Origin of the sequence: Rhizobium sp. NXC24 (genome assembly GCF_002944315.1) — a bacterium.
Lineage (GTDB): Bacteria > Pseudomonadota > Alphaproteobacteria > Rhizobiales > Rhizobiaceae > Rhizobium.
Window position 1 is genome coordinate 663011 of the sequence record NZ_CP024314.1, and the last position, 21555, is coordinate 684565.

A 21555-nucleotide genomic window follows, 5' to 3' on the forward strand; every position below is an offset into this window, starting at 1 on the left:
CCGATCACGCTCCGAATGGCCGCAGCAGATCGCGGCTGATGATGTGACGCTGAATTTCCGAGGTTCCGTCCCAGATGCGTTCGACGCGCGCATCGCGCCAGAAACGGGCAAGCGGCAGGTCGTCCATCAAGCCCATGCCGCCGAAAATCTGGATCGCCTCGTCGGTGACGCGGGCAAGCATTTCGGAGGCGTAGAGCTTGGCGGACGCAATCTCGCGATTGGCCGGGATGCCGGCATCCAGTTTCCACGCGGCGGATAGTGTCAGCAGGTCGGCGGCGTCGATCTCCGTGATCATGTCGGCAAGCTTGAACGACACGCCCTGATTGGCGCCTATCGGTTTGCCGAACTGTTTCCGCTCCGCCGCATAGGGCAGCGCCAGATCGAAAACGCGCCGGGCCCGCCCGACACAGCTCGCGGCGACCGTCAGACGCGTTCCGTAAAGCCACTCATTGGCAATATCGAAGCCGCGATGTACCCCACCCAGCACTTGGGATTTAGGCAGACGGCAATCCGTGAAGCTCAGTATCACGTTGTGATAGCCGCGATGGGAAACTGAATCGTAGCCCTTGAGGATCTCGAACCCCGGCGTGCCGCGATCGACCAGGAAAGCGGTGATCTTCTTCTTCACGCCCCTCGGCGTTTCCTCTTCGCCGGTTGCGGCAAAGACGATGACGAAATCGGCGATGTCTGCGTGCGAGATGAAATGTTTGGTGCCGTTCAGAACGAAATCGTCGCCATCCTGCCGGGCTGCGCATTTCATGCCGCGCATGTCGGAGCCGGCGTCGGGTTCGGTGATGGCGAGCGCGTCAATCTTCTCGCCACGCACGGCCGGCAGAAGATAGCGTTCGCGCTGCTCGCCCTCGCAGGCCATCAGAATGCCGGAAGGACGGCCGAAAAAGACGGTGAGCCCCATCGAGCCCCGACCCAGCTCGCGCTCGACAAGGGTGAAGGTGACGTGATCAAGCCCGGCGCCACCGATTTTCTCGGGGAAATTGCAGGCATAGAAGCCGAGCTCGATGCATTTGCGCCGGATCTCGTCCCCAAGCTCAGGCGGCACGAGGCCGGTACGCTCGACCTCGTTTTCATGCGGATAAATCTCCGTCTCCACGAAGTCGCGGACCGTCTGGACGATCATCTCCTGCTCTTCGTTGAGCCCGAAATTCATGATCGCTCCCCTCCTAACGCTTTTGTCCGACATGACGCCCGACGCCTTCAGGCACAGGCAGTCTTGCGTGGGCCTCGGCAATCGGCCTTATTTTGCTCAGCACCTCCTCCGGTGCGGGAGCGGCTTTGCCGGCCTTGGCGTCGACATGCAGCAGCATCTGTTCGGCGGTGGCGATCGCTTCGCCGGTTATCGTGTCGTAGATCGTATGGAACACGTGCAGTCGCTTCTCGTCGGCGGACAGAAGTTGGCAGGTGGAATGGATAGCTTGGCCGAGCTTGGCTTCGCCAAGATGGCGAATATGAGTCTCCACTGTATAGTAGCTGTGACCGCGCTCGACATAATCGAGATCGACGCCGATCAGACGCAGCAACGCGTCAGACGTGTCGCCGAAGACCTGCAGATAGCGGTGTTCCGTCATATGGCCGTTGTAGTCCACCCATGCCGGGCTGACTTTGGTTTCGATCAGACGCAGAGGCTGCGCGAGATCCGCCAGCTTTTTGTCGCCGCCGGCGGAGGCCCAGAGGCCGTGCTCGAATTCCTTAAGCAGCTTGCCGGCGCCCCAGCCCTTGCCGCCATGGCCGCCCTTCAGCGTCTGCAGGATGCCGACGAGATTTTCGTCGCGAATGCGCTCCAGCTCGCGGATCGACAGGCCTGCCGCCTGTTCGTCCGACTGCTGGCCGATCTTTTCGACAAGGGCGTCGTCGAGATCGACGACATCCATAAGCTTCGTCCAGTTCCATTGCAGGGCCGGGCCGAACTGCGCCAGGAAGTGCCGCATACCCGCTTCGCCGCCGGCAATGCGGTAGGTCTGGAACAGACCCATCTGCGCCCAGCGCAGGCCGAAGGAATAGCGGATGACGTCATCCAGCGTCTCTACCGTGCAGATATCGTCCTTGATCAGCCAAAGCGCCTCGCGCCACAGGGCTTCCAGCAGACGGTCGCCGACGAAAGCTTCGATCTCCTTGGCAATGTGCACGCCCTTCATGCCGATTGGCGGCAGCCGGGCCATGGCGGCCTTGATCGTTTCCATCGAAGTCTTTTCACCGCCGACGATTTCGACGAGCGGCAGCAGATAGACGGGGTTATAGGGATGGGCGACGAAGAGGCGTTCCGGATGACGCATATCGCGTTGCAGATCGGTTGGCAGCAGCCCCGAAGTGGATGAGCCAATCAGGGCATCGGGCCTTGCTACCGCATCGATCTGCGTCAGGACTTTACGTTTGAGGTCGAGCCGCTCGGGCACGCTTTCCTGGATCCAGTCGGCATCGCCGACGGCCGCTTCAAGCGTGTCCCTGAAAGTGAGCTTGCCGCGCGGTGGAAGCGGCGCACCGGTCAGCATCGCATAGGCTTTTTCCGCGTTCGCCAGAACTTCGCCGACGATGCGGGTCGCTTCCGGATGCGGGTCGAAGACATCGACATCGATACCCGCCAGCAGAAAGCGGGCAATCCATCCGCCGCCGATGACGCCGCCGCCGATGCAGGCTGCCTTGTTGATCCTGGTCATGGTGGCCTCAGCGCTTCGTCAGTTTTAGCTTCTTGCGGACATCCTCGGGGCCGATGATGCGCGCGCCCATGCCTTCGACCGCCTGCACCGCCTTTTCGACGAGCTGCGCATTGGTCGCGAGCATGCCCTTTCCGGCATAGAGATTGTCCTCGAGCCCAACGCGAACGTTGCCGCCGGCAAGGATCGCCGCCGCCGGATAGGCCATGGCGTTACGGCCGATCGAAAAGGCCGAGAAGGTCCAGCTTTCGGGAACGTTATTGACCATCGCCATAAAGGTGTTGAGGTCATCGGGCGCCCCCCAGGGGATGCCCATGCAAAGCTGGATGAGGACCGGGTCCTCAATAAGACCCTCCTCGGCAAGCTGCTTGGCAAACCAGAGATGACCGGTATCGAAAGCTTCGATCTCGGGACGCACGCCGAGATCCGTCATCTTCTTTGCCATCGCCCGCAGCATGGAGGGCGTGTTGGTCATGACATAGTCGCCGAGACTGAAGTTCATCGTGCCGCAATCGAGCGTGCAGATTTCCGGCAGGCATTCGGCGACGTGGCTGACGCGCTCGGAGGCGCCTGCCATGTCAGTACCGCGGGCGTTAAGGGGCAGGGGGCTTTCAACATCGCCGAAGATCAGGTCGCCGCCCATGCCGGCGGTCAGGTTGAGCACCACATCGACATCCGCAGAGCGGATGCGATCCGTCACTTCCCTGTAGAGATCGTTGCGGCGGCTCGCGGCGCCGGTCTCGGGGTCGCGGACATGGCAGTGGACGACGGCGGCACCAGCCTTGGCGGCATCGATCGCGGATTCCGCGATCTGCTTGGGAGTGATCGGAACATGGCTGGATTTGGAAACCGTGTCGCCGGCGCCGGTGACGGCGCAGGTGATGAAGACATCGCGGTTCATCGCAAGAGGCATTTTTGTTCTCCCTCGTATTGAGCCCATTACGAGGCATGCGACGTTCCCATGCTTTGCATTTTCGGAAGAGAACGATACATTACCGGAAATATCAGGGAATGCCCGTGCTGACTTCGTCCAACACACCACTCGACATCGATCTGCTGGTGCTTCCGGAAACGAACCTGATCCTGATTGCTTCGGTGATCGAACCGTTGCGTGGGGCCAATCGTATCTCCGGAGCCGAGATCTATCGCTGGCGCTTGTTTACACTTGATGGCGCGCCCGTCGAAACGACGAGCCATATCCCGGTTCCTGCGTCGGGCGGCTTCCGCCCCACAAGCGACACCACTCCGCTCTTCGTGCTGGCGAGCTACAATTGGCGGGGCAGCGCGACGCAGGCGCTGAAGATGCAGTTGTCGCAGACGGCGCGCTACCGTTCGATGATGGCGGGCATCGAATCCGGCAGTTGGCTGCTCGCCGAGGCAAGCCTTCTCGACGATGTTTCGGCGGCTGTTCATTGGGAGGATTTCGACGATTTCGCGCTAGCCTATCCGCAGGTCCGTGCCGTCAAGGATCGTTTCGTGATCGACGGCAAGCGCATCACCACCGCCGGCTCGCTGCCGACCGTCGACCTGATGCTGGAGATCATCCGGCGGCGGCAGGGCTATTCGCTTGCGCTCGAAGTCAGCAGGCTTTTTATCTACGAGCCGGCCAATACGCGGAGCGCGGCTGAGCTTTCGCCCTCGACCGCCGGCTTGCGGATGCGCGACCCGCGCGTTGCACAGGCCATTCGTCTGATGGAGGAAAACATCGAGCAACCGCTGGTCCTGACGCGCCTGGCGCGGCGCATCGGCCTCAGCGCTCGCCATCTCCAGGCGCTCTTTCAGGAAAGCATCGGCGCGCCTCCGCATGTGCATTATCTCGCCCTTCGGCTCAATGCTGCGCGCCGCAAGGTGATCGAGACCAAGGATTCTTTCGCTGAGATTGCCGCGGCAACCGGCTTCAACTCGGCTTCGGCATTTTCCCGAAGCTATCGCGCCAGTTTTTCGGAAAGTCCCTCCGGCACGCGGCGGCGCCTGCGCGGGCGCTCTACGGCTGCAGCAGAGCCGACATAGGCTGGAAGGCTTCACGCACCATTTCCGCGAGCTCCTGGATCGCCTCGCTGGAATGATAGGGATTGCGGCGAAGCACGACGCGCGAGGAATCGACCGGCGGAAAGCCGTCGTCGCTCGTCAGCTCCCGGCAGCCATGCGGAATGTTACTGCGGGATAGCGTCGTGACGGCGAGGCCTGCGGAGACGGCGTTTTTCAGGCCGGAACTGGTATCGGCAACGAAGGCGATGCGATAGGGCCGCGCCTGCTGCTCCAGGGAACGCAGGGCAAAGTCGCGCGCCCAGGTCGAGTTCCGGTATGTCGCAACAGGCAGCGGCGTCGCGTCATGCAAGCGGTGCACCAACGATGTTACCCAGACTGTCGGATCGATGCAGAGCACCTCGCCGGTGGTCTGATTGCTCCAGTCGAAGACCACAGCGATATCGAGTTCGTCCTTCTCCAGCGCGCTGAGATTTCGAGCGGTGTAGTCGCAGGAAACGGTCACTTCGACGGCTGGATGCCGGACAGCGAAGGCGGCAAGCGCCGCGGGCAGGACGGTTTGGCTATATTCTTCTGGAATTCCGATCCGCACAGGTCCATTCAACGGCTTGGTGCGGATCGTCGCAGCGGCCTCGTTCAACAGGTCGACGATCCGTCGGGCGTAGGGCAGCAACTGATTTCCCGGCCGGGTCAGCACGACCCCACGTGCGCTTCTTTCGAATAGCGCCTCGCCGACAATTTCTTCGAGACGCTTGATTTGGGCGCTGACGGCCGATTGCGTGCGGCCAATGCGCTGTGCGGCAACGGAAAAATTCGACGTCTCGGTGATGATGAGAAACGTCCGGAGCAAATCGCTTTCGATGGGTTCGCGCATGGGCAAGCCACAAAAATTTCCGATGGCATATATCTCTACTATTCGTTTGTCTGATGTCAAATATCGGCGCACACAGGGGCGATCCGTTCAGGTGCTTCGCTTCCGAGATACCGCACATGACCATTCAGGCCCCCGCCAGATCATTCTCTGCCAATGAGTACGAAAAGGGCGTCGCCCTCGTCGTTGCGGCAACGCTCGCTTGGAGCGCCAGCGGCGTCTATGCGCGGCTGCTGACGACGGATCTCTGGACGGCGATCGCCTGGCGGTCCCTGTTCGGCGGATTGTTCCTGCTGATCCCGAGCTTCTTTCTTGAAGGCGGATTCTCGCGCCGCCAATGGAGCTCGGTCTTTCACCCGTCGGGGCTTGCGATGATCGCCTGCCAAACCTTCAGCCAGGCCTGCTTCATCGGCGCGCTTTATATGACCACCGTCGCGAATGTGACCATGATCTATGCCACGGCGCCCTTCATCGCCGCCTTCCTCGGCTGGGCGATCTTGAAGGAGCGGGTGCCGCGGAGAACGCTGATTGCAGGCGGCGTCTGCCTGCTCGGCGTGGCGATCATCGTTGCCTCCTCGATCGGCGGCGGCACCGGTCTCGGCGATCTCCTAGCGCTCGGGATGACGGCCTCATTCGCCCTGGTCATCATCATTCCGCGCATCGACCGCAGTGTACCGAGCCTGCCGCCGACTATCATCGGTGCCTTCCTGACACTCGTCATCTTTGCGCCGTTCAGCTCGGTCGGTTCGCTCGATCTACACAACTGGCTGGTGCTTGCCGCCTTTGGAGCAACCAATTTCTCCTTTGCGCTCGTCCTGTTTCTCGCCGGCGCGAAGCGCATGCCGCCCGCGGACGCCGCTCTTATCGGGACGATGGAGATTGTGCTCACGCCATTCTGGGTCTGGCTGTTTTTTTCCGAAAAACCGCCGCTTGCCACCTTCGTCGGCGGCGCCATCATCCTTGCCACCGTCCTCTGGCACACGTTCATCGATCTCAAGAAGAGCCGGCGCAGCCCAGAGCCTAGAACAACATGCCCATAAGACCAGATCTGGAAGGTATCACGCTTGAAACCAGACGCTAGACCGAGAGGAGCAATATGACCTCAGCGATCTCCATGACGAATATAAATATTCTCTTATAAGCTGTATATTTGTTCAGCTAACATTCATTTAGCGGAAGGCAAATAAACAATCGCCGCAACGCCTTGCGGTTGATCGAGGCTCGGCTGCTGACAGCTCACGAGGCAGGTGGCCGGGCCTCTCAAGTCCCTGGACAGCACGGATAACTCGCATGCGGCTGCTTCTCGCTTTGATTGACTGGCTCTCGGAGCGATGCCGGAAGCGGGCGGAGCAGGAGACCGTTCACTATTCCGCCGATGATCCATGGGTGCTCCGGCAGATCGAAGCGTTCGAGCGAGAATTGAAGCAATAAAGCGCACCAGTGAAATGCGGACGTAGAGCCGGACGTTTTCCTCCGGATCGACCGATATTGATAATGACTTGGACCTCACACGAGTCATCCCACTGGCGATAGGGATCTTGTCGTGGTGACGGGCGTCTTATTCGCGCTCCCCGCGGACACTCCAGTAAAATACGTCGAGCTTGTGGCTGGGAGTTGCGCCTTGGAACGTATCACCGAAAGCCTTGTCGAGGATGGAGGGGTTGAACACGACCTTTTGTGAAAGAAACTCAAAAAAACTGGCGACCAGCAACTGACGCGCGGTACCCCTATTGTCATTCTCGGGCCTAGCCTTCCCGAAGACTGCGTAGCGATCGTTAGTATAAGTCCTCGTGCCGTTGTCATATGCGCATCCCGGGATCATCTTGACGTTTTCGGTAATGATTTCGAGATCACCCACGAAATAGTGAAAATCATCATGGCAGAATGCGTTTGCCGCGGCTGTATACCCGCTATAGGACTTGACCCTGTTTTCAGTACCTTCTCCGCACAAAGGCTTTGAATCCGGATTCAGCGGATCGCCGCGCAAGTAATCGATTAGCGCGTCTTCGAATTTGGGAAGCTCATGCGCAATCAGAAGCGCGTTGATTCCCTCATTCTGAGCTGTCGTCCCACCTACAAGACCGATTAGTGGCTTTTTGGGGTAGGAACAGATTTTATCCGGCGGATCCTCCCCCTTGCGTGTGATGTAGCTTATCCCGGTTAAAAAGAGCGGCGCAGAAACTATGAAGCCGTTGCGCCGTTCATTGGTGATCGTTGCCGGATCGCAAAGTATGTCAAACTTGACGCCAAGGTCGAGGAAACGCGAATCGTTTATCGGGGAAATAGTGTTGCTCGTGGTGGCGTCTTTGCCTGCAACGGTGGTCGCACCTGCTGAAGCTTCTTTTTCACGCGCCTCGTCAATGTCGTAGATGCCGATGTCATTGAAGGTCAATTCGCCTGGCTTTGCGTCCAGTATCATCTCGGCGAGGGCGGCATCACATATTCGCACCATGTAGCCCGTATAACCGGCTCGTTCCAACGGACCGCGTGCCGCATCGGATGCCTTCTCGCCGGGCAGGCTGGACCTATAGGAAAAGGGCCGGGCATCGCTTCGGACCCCGATGCAAAGCTGCGTCTTCTCGTTGCATGTCGTGACTGGCGGTTGCTGGGGAGGCTCGGCTTCCGCGACCCCTCCCGCAATAAAGGTAAAACACGCAAAAAGCGAACTGAGCAGTGCAGTATTCATTGATCGCCCCCTTAGTTCAGTTTCTATTTCGCGTCGTCGTCTCCAGCCTCCGTAATCTCAAGCATAACGGCAAATGTCAGAAGAAATAGAAATGGAACGAAGCAAAAAATAAACGTGTCTCTCGTTTGTTGAGAGAACAAAGCGGCTTTTGGTGCTGAGGGAAGTGCAGATCCATAGGTCAGGAAAATCGCAAGCCACATATATCCCGCATATACTGCAGAGAAAATAATACTGATTAATACTGTCCAAAAAACACTGAGATGCCTGTGCTTATCCATAATAACGAGGGCCGCGAATGAGAGGATCAACCCGGCCCCAAAATGGAGGGCAAAAAACTCTCCCGATTGTTCGAATAAAAAAATGATTTGCGTTTGTGTCAGATGAAAATTTACGGCCCATGCCAACTTAGCAAAGTTGACCGCAGCCGACGCAAAAACTGCGATAAGCCCCGACAGCAAGGACATGCCAAGCAGCGTCAGGAACGGAAATTGATAGAATTTCCAGTCCGTTCGCCATGATTGTTGCTCGATGCGTACCTCGCGCGCGACGAGCACAAAGAAAACGCTCAAGAGAACCAGAAGTCCCGAATGAAGAGTATCCCAGGCTGTCGTTTCGATAAAAATGGGCCGTTGGGAAAGATTATATCGGTGAATGGCTTCCTTCGTCTTGCAGTCGGCGTCAGCTGGAGAACAAACAGGCTGGGCGATGGTATCCTTTGTATTTAATTTATCATTGTTCGCGCTTGCATTATTGTTTGCTCTCACTTGATTAGCAATTTCGTTCTCTAAGACGCGTGTTTGTTCGCTATACACGCCTGGATCACTTTGCACTTTCCAGTCACGCCACTGGTTGTAAATGAGAAAAGTCGCGATCGCGCCAAGGACCAAGCCAACCATCATGCTGATCGCGAACGAGTTTTGTTCGGCGTTATATTTTTCCTGGATTCGCTTTATGGTTTTTTCCATCGGGCTCAGAGGTCTTGTTTCTTCTTTCCTTTGAGACTTCTGACCGAGTTTCGGAGGGCGCCTGCGGAGCAAGCCGCTTTGGCTGAAGACTGACCGGTTATTGCGCACAAATAAGACGGCGAACACTGCCATCGTATTCGATCGCGCGATCGCCGCTTCGCGCTGGAGATTCGAAAGCGCGTCCCATATTTCATGTATATCGGGCTTTGCGGCTCCGTCTTCGCTGCCGGATTGAAGCTTCTTTTGTAAAGCAGCTATGAGGTCATGCAAGGCGGTGAGCTGCCCGTCGAGCTTGTTCGACAGTGCTTCCAGCTCAGACATTTGATATAGCGGGAAGTATAGCATTCGATTATTCGCGTTTGTAGCGACTGAGAGATAGTCAATTGTGGCCAACGATGACTCGATCTCCGCTATTTTCCTGCCTAAACCGATACTATTCTTGATTGATTCAGTCGCGTCGCGAAAACTTGTGACCAACAATCCCGGTTGATCTCTTAGGAACTCCTCATAGTCCACGCTGCGTAGACTCTCTATGACCCTGTAGACGCCCCGGGGGATGCCGGCCATCCGATGAGCAAGACTTCTCATCGTCGCTTCGATGGGTTTGACAGCACCAATCGACAGGAATGAAATTAAGAGGGCAGAAACGAAGATGGGTTTGCCGTAGCTCGTCGCAGACAGTACCGACGGGTCACTTGCGGGCAACAGGACGTTGTCGGTTGCACCGATTTCGCTTCTGGCCTTGCTCGCGCTCAATAACAGGTCATACACCTCTGCCGACCCCAAGACCACGGCGTAGACGATAAGGTACAAGCCAGCATAGAAGGTGAAACCAGCGATAATCTCGCCGGTCGTGCAGAGGTTCCTCACCTCGACTTCTTTGAGAATCGGGTGCAGCGAGAATGGATGGTCGCCGGTTTGCGAGTTGAAATTCCGAGATGCCTCGATCAGCAGCGTCACCGCTCCGGCTGCAATGGCGCCCGCGTAGATCAAATCGTTCATCGCCAAGCGTCCGAGGTCTATCTCTCAGGGGCAGTTTTGAGCTGATGAATTGCAGGGACCAGCGGCCATTGCTCGGTTCTCGTCAACGACGACAAAACCAGCAATTCCAAAAGCGAGGACACTCATCATCAATAAGAACTTGATCATGTGTTCACTCTTTTAATGGTGGTGATTTTTAATTATGTCGCACTTAAAACTTGCGTCAACTGCGTGGCAAAGGACGTATGTTCGCCTGTTAGTCGACATATGTCGCCGTTCAGCTTTATGGCCAAAGCTCGTAGAAGTGCTGGACCGGCCCATGACCGGTGCCGACGGTGAGCGTTTGGGCCGCCGCAACCGCGCCCGCAAGATAATGCTTGGCGGTGGCAACAGCTTCCGTCAGTGTCGAACCCTTTGCAATCTCCGCCGCCAAGGCGCTGGACAGCGTGCAGCCGGTTCCATGCGTATTCTTGGTTGGCATGCGACCGGCTTCGAACCAGGTCAGCCCCTCCGGGCTTGCGAGAACATCAGGGCTTTCATTGCCGGCAAGATGCCCGCCCTTGACCAGAACGGCCAGCGGGCCGAGCTTTGCTAAGCTTTCTGCCTGCCGCGCCATCGTCTCGCGATTTTCGGCAACGGGTTCGTGCAGAAGCGCCGCCGCTTCCGGCAGATTGGGCGTCAGCAGCGTGGCCAGGGGAAGAAGCTGGTTGGTCAGGACGTCGACAGCATCCGCGGCAAGCAGCGCTGCACCGCCCTTGGCGATCATGACGGGGTCCAGCACGATCGGCACGCCTCGATGGGGAGCGAGCGCATCGGCAACGGCTTCGGCGATTGCCGCATTGGCAATCATGCCGATCTTGACGGCATCGACGCGTATATCGGCAAAGATCGCCTTGATCTGATCGGCGACGAACTGCGGAGGAACGGGGTGAACGCCGGAAACGCCTTGCGTGTTCTGGGCCGTCAACGCGGTCAGCGCCGCCATGCCGTAGATGCCGCGTGCCGAAAATGTCTTCAGGTCGGCTTGAATGCCGGCGCCGCCGGAGGGGTCGGAGCCGGCGATGGAGAGGACGTTTCGGATCATGGGCGTGCCTTTCTGATCCAGCCGATAGACAACGCACCGGAGATTGCGGCGAATTCGCCGACCTCCGTTTCGGCAAACGCCGTCGCGACCAAGTTGGTGATGCATAGCACCAGTGGAGGGTTTGTCCGCATGGCCGTCAGCAGCGCGCCGGGAGTGGTTTTATCTTGCATATCGCCCCTTTCGGGCGGGGCGAGACGCGAAGGGGACAACGACAAGAGCACGCCGAGACCCCGAGCGACTCCCTCCGCCAGCATTATCTGGTTCAGGTTCAAAGGGTGCTTCTCAGCCCATCACGCGACGGGCGCCCCTGTCTCTCATCACCGTCTTTTTCGCAGAGAAAGACCGCCCTGTCACCAGCAAATCGCAGTATCGAGATGACCGAGCTTCCGCAGCGTTAAATGTCTCTAGTGGTGGTGGCCCACCTCCGGCCCGTGTTCTGGCTTTCTGATGAACAAGGCCGCCGCGATCGCTCCCAGCGAGATGATCGTCCCACAGAGAAATGCCGCCTTAATGCCGCCAGTCGTTGCCGTAAGGATACTGGCGCCGCTAGCGGAGAGGCTGGTGGACCGGAGCGTCATGATCGCGACGAACAGCGCGGTGCCGGCGGCACCGGCGACTTGCTGGGTCGCACCGAGCATGGCGCTGCCATGCGAATAGAGGTTCGGCGGTAGCGATCCCAGGCTGACGGTGAATAGCGGCGTGAACATCAGCGCAAGACCGATGCTGAGCACGATATGGGCGATCAACAGCATCCAAAACGGCGTATCCTGCTGAATGAAGACCAGTCCGCCCATCACCATGCTGAGCATGATGGCCCCCGGAATGATCAACGGTGCTGGACCGTATTTATCGAACAGGCGCCCGACGGTCGGTGCGCAAAGGCCCATGATCAGCCCGCCAGGCAGCAACAGCAGTCCGGTTTGCAGCGTCGACAATCCCAGCACGTTTTGCAGATAGATGGGCAGCAGGATGAAGACGCCGAACATCGACATCATCAGAATGGCCATCATGGCGGCGGCGATCGTGAAGGTCTTTGTGGTCAAGGTGCGCAGATCGAGCAGCGCTCTATCCTGTTTCTGCAAATGCAACTGACGCAATACGAAAACCGCGATGACGACAGCGCCGGTCAGGAGCGGAATCCATGGCGACACCACGGGCGCGCGAAGTGCTGCGTCGCCGAGCCCGCTGAGGCCGTAGACGAAACCGCCGAAACCGATGGCTGAGAGGATGATCGAAAAGATATCGATCGGCGCGGTGGTTGGAACCGTCACGTTCTTCATCCGCAAGGCGCCAAGCGTCAATGCGCCCAACGCGATCGGCAAGACCAGGAGGAACAGCCAGCGCCATTCGAGCGCCGAAAGGATGAGGCCGGAAATGGTGGGCCCGATGGCCGGCGCCACGGAAATGACGACCGAGATATTACCCATGGTCCTGCCGCGGGAGTCCGGCGGCACCAAGGTCATCACTGTCGTCATCAGCAGTGGCATCATGATCGCCGTGCCCGAGGCTTGCACGATCCGCCCGAGAACAAGCGCCGCGAAACCCGGCGCCAGCGCCGAGATCAGCGTACCGGCGCTGAAGAGCGACATGGCGAGAATGAATACTGGCCGGGTGTTGAGCCGTTGCAGCAGGTATCCGGTGATCGGGATGACGACGGCCATGGTCAGCATGAAGGCCGTGGTCAACCACTGAGCGGCACTCGCGGTGATATCGAGATCCGCCATCAGATGGGGGAGCGCAACACCCATGATGGTTTCGTTGAGAATGACGACAAAAGCCGACACCAGCAGCAGGGCTATAACGAGTTTGTTGCGGGCACTATGGTCTTCCACGGTGGGAATATCCTGTTCCACATCGGCAAAAGTCTGGCTTTCGGTCGTCATGGTGCTGCCTTGAGTTTGAATTCAGAAGGGCAATCGAATTGCCTGGAACGGTGAACCGCTTGGCGCTTTCCCGATTATGACGAACGGCCGCGTGAGATTACGACACGTGCAGCGAATTATTTTTGCGCCATTGATTGTCTGAGCAACGCGCGCCTGCAATTCTTGCCGGTTGCTCACCGGCAAGAATGCTAATGGGCTGACAAAGGTCAACCCTAAAGATGTTTCGGTTGGCCTGGTCCGGAGAGAGAATTTGAAGTGACAGAATGGGCCGCCTTCAGACCCATGCGCTACTTGCATGGGTGCAGTGAAGCCTTGGCGCTGCAATAACCGAGGGTGCCGTATTATATACCTCTCATCGAAGCAAAGGGGAGCGCCACGGACGGCAGCTCGGCTTCGAATGCCCGAAGAAAGGGGATCATCATGAACGTAGCACGCTCTTTCAACAACTGGCGCAAGTATCGTCAAACGGTCGCCGAACTGGGCCGTATGTCCACGCGCGAACTGGATGACCTCGGTATCGGCCGCGGCGACATCCGCAACATCGCTCGCGGTGCGGTTGCTCGCTAACGGCTCATAAACGCCATAACTTCGACTTTTCGTCAGCGCCTGCTTCCTCCCGAGCGGGCGCTTTTGTTTTGCGCACGCTGTCGGCGGTTTCCCGCATTTTCAATGTAAGTCGATGCTAATGGAGCATCCCGCTTTTCGCACAACGCATGCCTGCCCTGCAAAGAAATGCCTATGAACTGAGCAAATCTGCGATATGATCTTGGTTATCGAAGCGATGCACCTCCTCCCGCATCCCTTCGTGATGTAGGCGCCCTTATCCTCCTCCCAAGGTCGTCTGCGGGAACAGTAGCACTCCTCCTCCCAGCTACTGTTCGGTTCTTTTCGAAAGCCTGCCGCACCTCCTCCCGCGGCAGGCTTTTTCGTTTGGAGCTTCGGCAACAGCAGGGAGAGTTGATCGATTCTCGATGTTGTCATGAGCTCAATGAGCTTTTCGCCGTAGAGGGGCCGCGCCTGCGCTTGCCGGATGACCCATTCGTGCGGAAAATATCGAGCAATCGTTGGTGCCGCCATCTGCGTCCCATCGGCAAGTCAGCTTCGCTCCATCTTATTTGTCCTAATGTTCCGTGCCCGAAATCATCCTGCGGGCCTCGTGCAGATCGCGGCGCTTGACGCGTTTCGATCTCAGGACTGTGAGAGGAATGTTTCCGCATGCTGAAGACCTTTGACGACTACGCCCCCGGCCTTGCCTCGAACGGCAAAATGGCTGAGACCGCAGGCGCGCCGTTAAAGCCGTCCGGCAAGGACAAGGATGCGCTTCTCACCTGCCTGATTTCCGGTGGGGACGAGAGATTGGAGTGCGACGCTGCAACCGGTCTCAACATGTATGGTTACGGGCCATCGCCCCGACCGCAGGATCTGGCCTTCGGCTCCTCGACGGCATCGACCATTTCCGCACCGGCTTTCGCGGCGGTCGGCGCTTATTATGCTGATCTTTTGCGGGAGATGGAAACGCGGCCTGCGGCCGACATCTACGCGCGGGAGATCGCGCGGATGCGGACGAAACTGCTGCATCTGCTTGGCCTCGATCAAGGCTCAGGGCCTTCGCGGGTGGATGCCGTCATGGCGACGTCAGGCACCGATATCCATCTTTTCGCTGCGGAGCTGCTGGCGCGCCAGGACGATCGAACCTTGATGACCATCACGCTGATGGGCAACGAGACCGGGAGCGGGGTGATGACCGCGGCAGCCGGGCGCCACTTCATGAGCCGCGTCAGCAGTAATAGGCCCGTCGCCAAGGGTGAGGAACTAAGCCCGGGACATGCCACGCGAAATACGACGGTCGCGGTGCGCAATCCGGATGGCACGTTGCGGAGCGAAGAAGAGATAGAATTGGAATTGAGGGGGTTGATCGAGCTTGCCCGCGCGGCTGAACTCAGATGCCTTTTGGTCGTCACGGATGTTTCCAAGACCAGCCTGCTGGCGCCAGGCCTCGAAACGGTCTTTCGCCTGAAAGCGCGCTTCGGCGCCATGCTCGATATCATGATCGACGCCTGCCAGTTTCGCGTCTCCGGGGCAACGATCCGTGCCTATCTGGCCCATGATTTCCTTGTGGCCGTCACCGGCTCCAAATTCCTGGCCGGTCCGATTTTCAGCGGGGCGCTGCTGTGTCCGCCTCGGATGTCGGATCGCTTGAAACAGCGGCCTTTGTCTCCGGCTTTTGCCGATTATTGCGCGAAAGCGGATTGGCCGGAAGGCTGGGTGGCCCGGGACGCGTTGCCAGATCACGCCAATTTCGGCCTCTTGCTGCGATGGAAGGCGGCGCTGTTGGAACTGGAGCGCTTCGTTGGCATGCCTGAGCAAAAGGTGATTTCGGTGCTGAACGCTTTTGCAGAGGCGGTCGGAGAGCGGCTGAAGCACGATAGGGCCTTCGAACTGCTCGATAGCCGACCGATAGACCGGAAGAGCCTGTGCGGCGACTCGCACGCCCCGGGCTGGGATGAAATACCTTCGATCTTCTCATTCTATCTGCGCAATCCCCATCAGGACGGCATCCTGACGGCGACGGAGATGGCCGCGGTATACAAGAACCTTGCCGTTGAGCAGAACGGCCTTATACCGGTGCGTCTCGGTCAGCCCGTTCGCTGCGCCGATTTCGGCGATATGCCCGCCAGTGCCTTGAGGATATGCCTGAGTGCGCCGTTGATCGTGCGGGCTTGTGAGAGTGCCGATGCGCTTGATGAGCTCATCTCACAGGCAATGACGGTCCTAGATCGAACGGCTGACATGGCCGCGCAATTGGCATCCCAGCCGAGCATGGCCCGCACGTCAGGCGTGCAAGCCTAGCATCCCACCGAAGCGGCGACAGCAGGGCATCTCAGGCGGCGGCACTATGTTCGCCCCTGGCCGCCGTCCATACCTCACGCGCCGCATCGGCGTTCATGGTGGCGATGGCGATGCCGACGATCAGGTCCGGCCAGGCGGAATTCCAGAGAAATGCGGTCACGAGACCTGCCGCAATGATGGCGACATTGGCGAGCGTGTCGTTGCGAGCCGATAAAAACGCTGCCCGGGTTAGGCTGCCGCCATGCGCGCGAAAACGGGCCAGCATCATGGCGCAGGAAAGATTGATGGCGAGCGCGCCGAGGCCCGCCAGCGATAGGGGCAGTGGTTCCGGCGCAACCGGCATCATGAATTTCTTCCAGGCGGTCCAGATGGTCGCCAGCCCGGGAACGAGCAGGATCGCGGCAAGAGCCATGCCAACGCGGGCGCGATTGCGGGCGCTCCAGCCTAGTGCCATCAGGATCAGGAGATTAACCGACGCGTCTTCGAGGAAATCGACGCTGTCGGCAAAGAGCGATACCGAACCGATGGACAGCGCGACCACAAACTCGACACAGAAATAGCCGAGGTTAAGAAGCGCCACACGTTTGACCACGTTGCGGAGTGTAATGTTGGTCATATCAGCTCTTCACACTCCTCGCCGACCCCAGCTTATCGAGAGCTATTAGGTCTTCCTTACAACCCGCTGAAATCCACCAAACCTCAGCTAAGCGACCGAACAAGACGAATATGGGCTGAACCTAAGTCGCTGCGGTGAGTTTTCAGTTTAACGTCAGCTCGCCGCGATAACAGCTTGGCCACGCCAGACGCAGAACCCTCGTGGCCTTCGGAGAATAAGATTGAATCTCATAGTACTGCGTGATTCTCCTGTTCCGGAGTTCGTGCGCCAGCCTATTCCAGGCCATTTAAAATATCGCGCCGATATCGACGGGCTTCGCGCGCTGGCGATCCTGCCAGTCGTGCTTTATCACGCGGGCATTCCGGGGTTCAGCGGCGGTTTCGTCGGCGTCGATGTTTTCTTCGTCATCTCCGGGTTCCTGATGGCTTCGCTGATCTCGGGTGAGGTTGCTCGCGACGATTTCAGCATCGTGCGTTTCTACGAGAGGCGAATACGGCGAATTTTTCCGGCGCTCTTTGCCGTCCTTGCAGCCTCGTCCATAGCGGCATGGTTGCTTCTGATGCCGGTCGAGCTGGAATATTTCGCCCGCAGTGTAAAGGCCGCCGCATTGTTCACCTCGAACATTCAGTTCGAGAAGGAGAGCGGTTATTTCGACATCGGCGCGCAGTTGAAACCGCTGCTGCACACCTGGTCGCTGGCAGTCGAAGAGCAGTTCTACATCCTGTTTCCGCTGCTGCTGTTGGCGGTCAACCGATTTGCGCGGCGCTATACGGTGCCCATTCTGCTTGGCCTGTTGATCGCCTCGTTCGCGGCGAGTGCCTGGACGGTCTTCCGCACGCCTGCGGCGGCATTCTACCTTTTGCAGTTCCGCGCCTGGGAATTGCTGATCGGCGCTTTGCTGGCTTTCCATGTGATACCGAGACCGGCCCGGCCTGTGGTGCGGGAGAGCCTTGCGGCCCTCGGCGTAATCCTGATCGCCATCGCCGTCTTCGGTTTCACCGATCATACTCTATTTCCCGGCCCTGCCGCTTTGCTGCCCTGCCTCGGTGCGGCCCTGGTGATCTATGCTGGAGCGGAACATGGATTGGCCGGACGAGCGCTGCGGGCGAGGCCGCTAGTGTTCGTCGGCCTGGTTTCCTATTCCCTCTATCTCTGGCATTGGCCGATCATCGTCTTCACACGCGAAATCTTTGGCCGCGAGCTTTCCCCGGTCCAGAGTGGCTTGATCGTCGTCGTCTCGCTCGCTCTCGCCGCATTTTCGTGGCGGTTCATCGAGCAGCCTTTTCGCGGTCGTGGCAGTCGTTTGGGTCGAAGGCCCTTATTCGCGGCCGCAGCAGTGGTCATGGTCGCGGTGGTCGGATTCGGTAGCTACGTCATTCGCGACAATGGTGCGCCGAGCCGCCTCCCGGCCGATGTACAGAAGGTCTACGCCGCAACATATGACATCAGCCGTTACGGCGCACCGCCATGTTTTGCCGACTCCGATACGACCGGCCCGTCTCTATCAGACATACGCGCGGGAAAACTTTGTCCGCTCGGCGCTGACGGATCGGCCTCTCCTTCCTTCCTTGTTTGGGGAGATTCGCATTCCGGAGCTATGTCTCCGGCGATTGACGAGGCGGCGAAACAGGCTGGCGTTTCCGGTCTGTTTGCGGGACATGCGTCATGTCCGCCATTGCCGGATGCGCAGCTTCCGGCTCGCGGTGATGTGAAGCGGTGCGGCGAGTTCAATGCAGCCGTCCGTGATCTCGTTAGATCGAAGCATATTCCGCTGGTATTCCTGATCGCCTACTGGCCGAAATATGTGCATGATGCCGAGTTGCCGCATGAGGGCGTCTACTTCGACCCATCGGTGCCGCCGCCATTAGAGGACAAGTCCGCACCAGTCACGGCATCCCTCGACAGGCTGGTGGCGGAGCTGACGCAGCAGGGAACCAAGGTTGTGCTGGTCATGGACGTGCCGGAAATGGGCCGGTACATGCCGGAAGCCGTCGCCAAGGCTGTGATGACCAAGACATCGACGGAGGTTGCCCCGCCGTGGAGTTACGTTGCGAAACGGCAGGCATTGTCGCGCGCTATTCTGGCTGGTCTAGCGGCCAAATACGGCGCGGCTATAGTCGACCCGCTGCCTGCGATCTGCCACGATGGGCATTGCGACGCGACACAAGACGGCATGCCGCTCTATAAGGATGCCGACCACATCACAGCCACTACCTCGAAAAGGCTCAGCTACCTGTTCTCTCCCATATTCTCGGCCCCGAAGCGAACATCCGCTGCCTTCGGTAATTCATAACCGGTTCAACGCAAGATGCCTTGAGCCTTCAGTGCATTCCACCGCCGCCTTTTCCAAGGTCGATATTGCTGAGGATCAGGGCAAGTGGGATTGCCGAGAGGGCGATGAGAGTCAGCACGTAAAAAACGTCGATATAGGCGAGATAGCTCGATTGCATCTGAACCTGTTGTCCGATCCATGCTGTCGCCTGCGATTGCGCGTCGGCCATGGTCGCGCCTTTCTGCGCAAAGTAGCGCGTCATGGTCTGGAGGGTCTCCTGGTAGGCTGGGGCGGATGGGACTATGTGTTCGACGAGCCGGCTTTGGTGCCATTGCTCGCGATGTGCCAGAACGTTCAAGGCAATGCAGACACCGATCGAGCCGCCGATATTGCGCGCCGCGTTGATCATGGCGGAGGCCTGATTGGTCTGGTCCGGCCGCAGGCCGTAATAAGAGGCTGAGGTGATCGCGATGAAGATCAACGGCAGGCCCAATCCGATATAAAGCCGCGACCAGACGAAGAACGCAAAATTGAGGTTGGGATTGAGCCGCGTCAGCCACCACATCGACCCTGCAATGATCAATGCACCGGTGGCGATCATGTATTTCGGCTGGACCACCGTGGTCAGGCGACCCGCGACGAACATCATGACCATGGTGACGAGACCGCCCGGCGATAGCGCGAGGCCGGCCCAGGTGGCGGTGTATCCATAATCCTGCTGCAGGACCTGCGGAAGGAATTGCGTCGTCGCGATCAGGATCGCGCCGGTTGCCATCATGACGATGAAACAGGATCCGAACTGCCGGGTTCCAAGCAGCCGTCCATCAATGATCGGGTTCGATTTCGTCAGCACCCAGGGGATCGCCAGTGCAAAGGCCAACACACAAAGCGCCGTCATGGCGATGATGAAATTCGAATCGAACCAGTCTTCCGTCTGGCCGCGATCGAGAACGAGTTCGAGCGAACCCAGAAACGTTGCCACAAGCAGGAAGCCGACAAGATCGAAGCGGATGCCTTGCCTGCGGAGCTCCTGCCGTTTTCGGCGCATTTCCTGCGATCGCTCCACCAGAAAATAGACGAGGATGAAGGCAAAGACGCCCACCGGGCCGTTGATCAGGAAACACCAGTGCCATGAATAATTATCCGAGAGATAGCCGCCGAGCGTGGGGCCGATCACTGGCGCCACCACGACCGCAACGCCGAACATCGCAAATGCCTGGCCGCGTTTTGCCGGCGGAAATGAATCGGCGAGGATCGCCTGCGACGTCGGCACCATGCCGCCGCCGGCAAATCCCTGGATGACGCGGAAGATGAGAAGCGATTGGAGATTCCACGCCAGTCCGCAGAGAACGGAGGCGATCGTGAAGATCGCGAGGCAAGAGAGATAGAAGCGACGTCTGCCATATCGTTCGGCGATGAAGCTGCTGGCGACCAAAATGGTTGCGTTGGAAACGAGATAGGTCGTAACCACCCAGGAAGCCTCGTCGGCGCTGACTGCAAGGCCGCCCGAAATATAGCGCAGCGCCACATTGGCGATCGTCGTGTCCAGGACTTCCATGAAGGTCGCAAGCGAGACCACGACCGCGATCAGCCATGGATTGGTGGCGCCCGCGGCGGGGGTGGTCGCTCTGCCAGCGGTTGTGTTTGCGCCGCTCATGTCAGCGCCTCGGCCGGACGGTGACCGTGGGGACCACGGACATGCCAGGGCCGATCGAGAGATCCGCCGGCCAATTGTCGACGACAATCTTCACCGGCACGCGCTGTGTGACCTTCACATAGTTGCCGGTCGCGTTCTCGGCGGGAAGCAGGGAGAACGCCGTGCCGGAGCCGGGCTGAACCGATGCGACCTTGCCGTGCAGCTTGTGATCCGGATAGGCATCGATCGTCACATCCACCGGCTGCCCCGGCCGCATGTCGGTCAACTGCGTCTCCTTGAAATTCGCGGTGATCCAGATTTCGTCGGGAACGAACATCGAGATGGCCTGTCCGGCTTCGATGTATTGCCCTTTGGCACCAGTGAGGCGGACGACACGGCCGCGTTGGGCCGCGACGATCGTCGTATATTTGAGGTTCTGCTGCGCCTCTTCGGCCTGAGCCCGCGCTTGGCTCAAACTCGCGGCAGAACTCGCCCTCTGGGCTTCGGCAACCGCCTTGTTCTTCTGCGCCGAGGTTATGTTTGCCTCGGCCTGTGCAAGGCTCGCCTGGCTCTGCTGCAGGTTGGAGGTCGCCTGCTGCACTGCCTGCACGCTGCCGGAACCGCTTTTGACCAGTTGCTGCTGGCGTGCGGCCTCCTGCTCGGCATATTGCAGCGCCGCCGCTGCCGAGTTCTGCTGGGCCTTTGCGACATCGATCGCGGCGCCTGCGGCGTCGATCTGGGCACCGGCGCTTTGGAGCGCGGCGGCCGCAACATTTACCTGTCCGTTGGCTTGGTCGAGGGTGATCTGGTAATCGCGCGGATCGATCTTCAGGATGACATCGCCAGCCTGAACATGCTGATTGTCGGTCACGGGAACATCGGTGACATAGCCGGAAACCTTCATGGCAAGCGAGAAGCTGCGAGCGTCGATGAAGGCGTCGTCGGTCGATTCATAAGGCTGGAAATAGATCTGCCAGGCGAACCACGTGGCGGCGGCAAGGGCAGCGACAACAATCAGGCCAAGCAGGATCCAAAGGGGATGCCTGCGGACGAATGACG

At 58.9% G+C, this 21555-nt stretch carries 16 protein-coding genes, 1 pseudogene and 1 riboswitch; of the genes and pseudogenes, 5 read left to right on the forward strand and 12 right to left on the reverse strand.

The genetic code is table 11. The features are described 5' to 3' along the window. Positions 1–4: 4 nt before the first annotated feature. The 3 genes from NXC24_RS27150 to NXC24_RS27160 are packed head-to-tail and all read right to left on the reverse strand — an operon-like array spanning position 5 to position 3579. Complete coding sequence (locus tag NXC24_RS27150) at positions 5–1165, reverse strand: acyl-CoA dehydrogenase family protein (protein ID WP_104826488.1); 1161 nt, start codon at positions 1163–1165, stop codon at positions 5–7. Between the two features lie 13 nt (positions 1166–1178). After that, a complete protein-coding gene (locus NXC24_RS27155) occupies positions 1179–2669 on the reverse strand; it encodes a carnitine 3-dehydrogenase (RefSeq protein WP_104826489.1) in 1491 nt (496 codons plus the stop codon). Between the two features lie 7 nt (positions 2670–2676). Next, positions 2677–3579: a 3-keto-5-aminohexanoate cleavage protein gene (locus NXC24_RS27160; RefSeq protein ID WP_104826490.1), complete on the reverse strand. Its 903-nt coding sequence runs from the start codon at positions 3577–3579 to the stop codon at positions 2677–2679. Between the two features lie 98 nt (positions 3580–3677). Here NXC24_RS27160 and NXC24_RS27165 point away from each other — a divergent pair, with 98 nt between their 5' ends. Beyond that, a complete protein-coding gene (locus NXC24_RS27165; protein WP_104826491.1) occupies positions 3678–4676 on the forward strand; it encodes a GlxA family transcriptional regulator in 999 nt (332 codons plus the stop codon). On the opposite strand, the gene NXC24_RS27170 is transcribed toward NXC24_RS27165, so the two are convergent. Further along, positions 4651–5526, reverse strand: a complete 876-nt coding sequence (locus NXC24_RS27170) for a LysR substrate-binding domain-containing protein (protein ID WP_104826492.1) — start codon at positions 5524–5526, stop codon at positions 4651–4653. The genes NXC24_RS27165 and NXC24_RS27170 overlap by 26 nt on opposite strands. Positions 5527–5642: 116 nt before the next feature. Between NXC24_RS27170 and NXC24_RS27175 the strand changes: the two genes are divergently transcribed. Continuing rightward, positions 5643–6563 carry a DMT family transporter gene (locus NXC24_RS27175; RefSeq protein WP_104826493.1) on the forward strand — a complete coding sequence of 307 codons (921 nt, stop codon included), beginning with the start codon at positions 5643–5645 and terminating at the stop codon, positions 6561–6563. A 518-nt stretch (positions 6564–7081) separates the two neighbouring features. Here NXC24_RS27175 and NXC24_RS27180 read toward each other — a convergent pair. The 5 genes and pseudogenes from NXC24_RS27180 to NXC24_RS27200 form a co-directional block, all read right to left on the reverse strand. Further along, positions 7082–8209, reverse strand: a complete 1128-nt coding sequence (locus NXC24_RS27180) for a transporter substrate-binding domain-containing protein (RefSeq protein WP_104826494.1) — start codon at positions 8207–8209, stop codon at positions 7082–7084. Between the two features lie 23 nt (positions 8210–8232). Then, a complete protein-coding gene (locus NXC24_RS27185; protein ID WP_104826495.1) occupies positions 8233–10176 on the reverse strand; it encodes a hypothetical protein in 1944 nt (647 codons plus the stop codon). Positions 10177–10438: 262 nt separating this feature from the next. Continuing rightward, on the reverse strand, positions 10439–11239 hold the full coding sequence (gene thiD, locus NXC24_RS27190; RefSeq protein WP_104826496.1) for a bifunctional hydroxymethylpyrimidine kinase/phosphomethylpyrimidine kinase: 801 nt from the start codon (positions 11237–11239) through the stop codon (positions 10439–10441). A 23-nt stretch (positions 11240–11262) separates the two neighbouring features. After that, positions 11263–11409: pseudogene (locus NXC24_RS27195) on the reverse strand (hydroxyethylthiazole kinase); the annotation flags it as partial. A 52-nt stretch (positions 11410–11461) separates the two neighbouring features. Further along, positions 11462–11558: riboswitch (TPP riboswitch) on the reverse strand. Between the two features lie 85 nt (positions 11559–11643). Continuing rightward, the gene (locus NXC24_RS27200; protein ID WP_104826497.1) at positions 11644–13122 is read right to left on the reverse strand and encodes a DHA2 family efflux MFS transporter permease subunit; all 1479 of its coding nucleotides are present in this window, start codon (positions 13120–13122) and stop codon (positions 11644–11646) included. 420 nt (positions 13123–13542) lie between these two features. On the opposite strand from NXC24_RS27200, the gene NXC24_RS27205 reads away from it, so the two are divergent. Together NXC24_RS27205 and NXC24_RS27215 are read left to right on the forward strand one after the other, a co-directional pair. Beyond that, a complete protein-coding gene (locus NXC24_RS27205) occupies positions 13543–13689 on the forward strand; it encodes a DUF1127 domain-containing protein (RefSeq protein ID WP_104826498.1) in 147 nt (48 codons plus the stop codon). A 648-nt stretch (positions 13690–14337) separates the two neighbouring features. Next, on the forward strand, positions 14338–15972 hold the full coding sequence (locus NXC24_RS27215) for a hypothetical protein (protein WP_104826500.1): 1635 nt from the start codon (positions 14338–14340) through the stop codon (positions 15970–15972). A gap of 31 nt (positions 15973–16003) precedes the next feature. On the opposite strand, the gene NXC24_RS27220 is transcribed toward NXC24_RS27215, so the two are convergent. Next, entirely contained in the window at positions 16004–16588 is a 585-nt protein-coding gene (locus NXC24_RS27220; RefSeq protein WP_104826501.1) for a cation diffusion facilitator family transporter, read from the reverse strand. Between the two features lie 220 nt (positions 16589–16808). Here NXC24_RS27220 and NXC24_RS27225 point away from each other — a divergent pair, with 220 nt between their 5' ends. After that, positions 16809–18881, forward strand: coding sequence for an acyltransferase family protein (locus NXC24_RS27225; RefSeq protein WP_245464170.1), 2073 nt, complete (start codon positions 16809–16811; stop codon positions 18879–18881). Between the two features lie 28 nt (positions 18882–18909). Here the strand turns inward: NXC24_RS27225 and NXC24_RS27230 are convergent, their stop codons facing one another. Beyond that, positions 18910–20517, reverse strand: a complete 1608-nt coding sequence (locus NXC24_RS27230; protein WP_104826502.1) for a DHA2 family efflux MFS transporter permease subunit — start codon at positions 20515–20517, stop codon at positions 18910–18912. A gap of 1 nt (position 20518) precedes the next feature. After that, a complete protein-coding gene (locus NXC24_RS27235) occupies positions 20519–21511 on the reverse strand; it encodes an HlyD family secretion protein (RefSeq protein WP_245464190.1) in 993 nt (330 codons plus the stop codon). Between the last annotated feature and the right edge of the window lie 44 nt (positions 21512–21555).

What these genes read in the sequence shown, in the direction of transcription:
- NXC24_RS27150 (WP_104826488.1), bottom strand. Translation starts at nt 1,165, where the DNA reads ATGAATTTCGGGCTCAACGAAGAGCAGGAGATGATCGTCCAGACGGTC.
- NXC24_RS27155 (WP_104826489.1), bottom strand. Translation starts at nt 2,669, where the DNA reads ATGACCAGGATCAACAAGGCAGCCTGCATCGGCGGCGGCGTCATCGGC.
- NXC24_RS27160 (WP_104826490.1), bottom strand. Translation starts at nt 3,579, where the DNA reads ATGCCTCTTGCGATGAACCGCGATGTCTTCATCACCTGCGCCGTCACC.
- NXC24_RS27165 (WP_104826491.1), top strand. Translation starts at nt 3,678, where the DNA reads ATGCCCGTGCTGACTTCGTCCAACACACCACTCGACATCGATCTGCTG.
- NXC24_RS27170 (WP_104826492.1), bottom strand. Translation starts at nt 5,526, where the DNA reads ATGCGCGAACCCATCGAAAGCGATTTGCTCCGGACGTTTCTCATCATC.
- NXC24_RS27175 (WP_104826493.1), top strand. Translation starts at nt 5,643, where the DNA reads ATGACCATTCAGGCCCCCGCCAGATCATTCTCTGCCAATGAGTACGAA.
- NXC24_RS27180 (WP_104826494.1), bottom strand. Translation starts at nt 8,209, where the DNA reads ATGAATACTGCACTGCTCAGTTCGCTTTTTGCGTGTTTTACCTTTATT.
- NXC24_RS27185 (WP_104826495.1), bottom strand. Translation starts at nt 10,176, where the DNA reads ATGAACGATTTGATCTACGCGGGCGCCATTGCAGCCGGAGCGGTGACG.
- thiD (WP_104826496.1), bottom strand. Translation starts at nt 11,239, where the DNA reads ATGATCCGAAACGTCCTCTCCATCGCCGGCTCCGACCCCTCCGGCGGC.
- NXC24_RS27200 (WP_104826497.1), bottom strand. Translation starts at nt 13,122, where the DNA reads ATGACGACCGAAAGCCAGACTTTTGCCGATGTGGAACAGGATATTCCC.
- NXC24_RS27205 (WP_104826498.1), top strand. Translation starts at nt 13,543, where the DNA reads ATGAACGTAGCACGCTCTTTCAACAACTGGCGCAAGTATCGTCAAACG.
- NXC24_RS27215 (WP_104826500.1), top strand. Translation starts at nt 14,338, where the DNA reads ATGCTGAAGACCTTTGACGACTACGCCCCCGGCCTTGCCTCGAACGGC.
- NXC24_RS27220 (WP_104826501.1), bottom strand. Translation starts at nt 16,588, where the DNA reads ATGACCAACATTACACTCCGCAACGTGGTCAAACGTGTGGCGCTTCTT.
- NXC24_RS27230 (WP_104826502.1), bottom strand. Translation starts at nt 20,517, where the DNA reads ATGAGCGGCGCAAACACAACCGCTGGCAGAGCGACCACCCCCGCCGCG.